Raw genomic sequence first — 1,551 nt, 5'->3', positions numbered from 1 at the left:
GAGGCCAGCACCTCAGAGCAAGTCCGCCGTGTGACGTAGGGCGAGAATCAGGAATCATCACCATGTCCAGCCCGTCTGTGAGCGCCGTGCGCGACGATAGTCCTAAGTTTCCTGGAGAACCTATAACCGGATTATGCCGAGCTTTCCCTGCGGAAATAGCCTCTGATCAGCACCACTACGCGAACATCGGCATAATCCGGACCTCGGGATAACCCAGGAATTCGATCTCCCTCTTCAGCTCAGCATTCTCAGCTTGTAAAGCCTTGCATTTGGCCCACTCGACCGGGCCCGGTTTGCCAGCACCGCCGGCCTCGGGATGTTCCTCTTTCCAGACGCGAACCCAGTTGCCCAGCGTTCCCTCGACGACCCCGATCTCGGGCGCCACTTGAGCGATCGGCCGGCCCGATGAAATCACCAGCTCGACGGCCTCGGCCCGGAAATCGGCGCTGAATTTACGACGATTACTCATGAAACAGATTCTCCTAACGTCTGTCTCAATTCACCATACGGGCGCACCCGCCGCATGACGGGGGTGTTATTTTTCTGGTGCACCCATGCCACTGTGCGAACGTAGCCTTGATGTGATGGATTTTCCACCGTTGACGAACCGGATGGACCTATGAAGCAGCAGTCGATCACCTCGCTCCCCGCCTCCCCCGAGGCCGAACGACGCAACCGGATGATCAAATATTCGATGGCCATGGGAATCCGTGTCGTCTGCATTGTGCTCATGCTGTTCGTACAGGGCTGGTGGCTCGTGTTGTGTGCGCTCGGTGCGATTCTGTTGCCGTACTTCGCTGTCGTGGTCGCAAACGTCAAGATTGCTCCCAACGGAACTGACGTATTACAGCCGGGCGGCGTCGAACTCTACCGCGGTGACGACGAGGCCAAATGAATGCTTACGCGGTTGCCGCGACAGGTCCGATGGTAGCTACGATCCGATGATCGGCCTAGGGGTGGATTCAATTGGTCGTCGCAACACCGGCCCGTTCGGTCAATAATAAATGCTCTGCCCAGATCTCGGTGGGGGTTTTCCAGCCAAGGATTTTGCGTGGCCGGTTGTTGAGCGTCAGAGCAACGGCGTCGAGTTCATGAGCGCCCCATCGTGCGAGGTCGGTGCCTTTGGGGAAGTATTGGCGCAGCAGTCCGTTCGTGTTTTCATTCAATGGTCGTTGCCACGGGCTGTGGGCGTCAGCGAAGTAGACGGCAATCCCGGTCGCATGCGTGAATTCCACGTGCTGGGCCAGCTCCTTGCCTCGATCCCAGGTCAATGATCGGCGCATCGCTGCCGGCAGAGCACCCATCTGGATCACCAGAGCCTTCCTCGTGGCCTCGGCCCCATGCCCAGCCAACGCTGGACCATTCTTGACCCGCGGCTGCACCCCGTAGCCTTCCATCGCCGGCAGGTGGATGAGCATTGTGACTTTGGTCGTGCGTTCCACGAGGGTGCCGATCGCCGACCCATCCGTTCCGATGATGAGGTCGCCTTCCTTACGTTGTTGTGGTGGGTGATTTCGGGACTGTCGTAGTGTGTCGATCACCCTCGGGTGG

At 58.8% G+C, this 1,551-nt stretch carries 3 protein-coding genes; 1 reads left to right on the top strand and 2 read right to left on the bottom strand.

The annotated features are described in order from the left end of the window. Positions 1-175: 175 nt before the first annotated feature. Positions 176-469: a transposase gene (locus tag CXY73_RS00090; protein WP_104176389.1), complete on the bottom strand. Its 294-nt coding sequence runs from the start codon at positions 467-469 to the stop codon at positions 176-178. 150 nt (positions 470-619) lie between these two features. Between CXY73_RS00090 and CXY73_RS00085 the strand changes: the two genes are divergently transcribed. Beyond that, entirely contained in the window at positions 620-895 is a 276-nt protein-coding gene (locus tag CXY73_RS00085; protein ID WP_104176388.1) for a DUF3099 domain-containing protein, read from the top strand. Positions 896-962: 67 nt separating this feature from the next. Here CXY73_RS00085 and CXY73_RS00080 read toward each other — a convergent pair. Then, the coding region (locus tag CXY73_RS00080) for an IS30 family transposase (protein WP_158253953.1) at positions 963-1,551 on the bottom strand (589 nt) is incomplete at its 5' end.

The sequence above is a fragment of the Cryobacterium sp. Y50 genome (assembly GCF_002929805.1).
Taxonomy (GTDB): Bacteria; Actinomycetota; Actinomycetes; order Actinomycetales; family Microbacteriaceae; genus Cryobacterium.
The sequence above is the reverse complement of the archived record's forward strand: the minus strand, read 5'-3'. Positions and strand labels throughout refer to the sequence as shown.

Coding starts and splice junctions, on each gene's coding strand:
- CXY73_RS00090 (WP_104176389.1), bottom strand. CDS start 469: ATGAGTAATCGTCGTAAATTCAGCGCCGATTTCCGGGCCGAGGCCGTC.
- CXY73_RS00085 (WP_104176388.1), top strand. CDS start 620: ATGAAGCAGCAGTCGATCACCTCGCTCCCCGCCTCCCCCGAGGCCGAA.